The sequence below is a fragment of the Rhizobium ecuadorense genome (genome assembly GCF_001187535.1).
GTDB lineage: Bacteria > Pseudomonadota > Alphaproteobacteria > Rhizobiales > Rhizobiaceae > Rhizobium > Rhizobium ecuadorense.
In genome coordinates, this window is record NZ_LFIO01001868.1 from 1 (window position 1) to 313 (window position 313).

Sequence of the window (313 nt, forward strand, 5' to 3'; positions counted from 1 at the left end):
CCGGCAACCCGGCCGGGTTTATCGAGGAGCCGCATGATCGAGAAGCCGGTCACCGACTTTCCGGATCCGGATTCTCCCACAAGACCAAGGACCTTGCCGCGCTCCACCGTGAACGACACATCATTGACGGCGCAAAGGCTTGGGCGTCCCCTACCGCCGCCGAATTCGGTGACAAGATTGCTCACTTGCAGCAACGGGGTCATGACATGTTCCTCGGGTTGAGCACATCGCGCAGCCGGTCACCGACGAGATTAATCGCCGCGATCGTGACCAGAAGGGCAATGCCGGGAAAGAAGCTGATCCAGTAGAGGCC

Annotated in this window: 1 protein-coding gene and 1 pseudogene; both read right to left on the reverse strand. The window is 60.4% G+C overall.

Features of this window, described 5'->3' with window-relative positions; genetic code table 11:
* The coding region (locus AF337_RS39185; RefSeq protein ID WP_152971376.1) for an ATP-binding cassette domain-containing protein at positions 1-203 on the reverse strand (203 nt) is incomplete at its 3' end.
* Positions 200-313 (reverse strand): annotated as a pseudogene (locus AF337_RS43095) (ABC transporter permease); the annotation flags it as partial. The pseudogene AF337_RS43095 and the gene AF337_RS39185, both read right to left, overlap by 4 nt.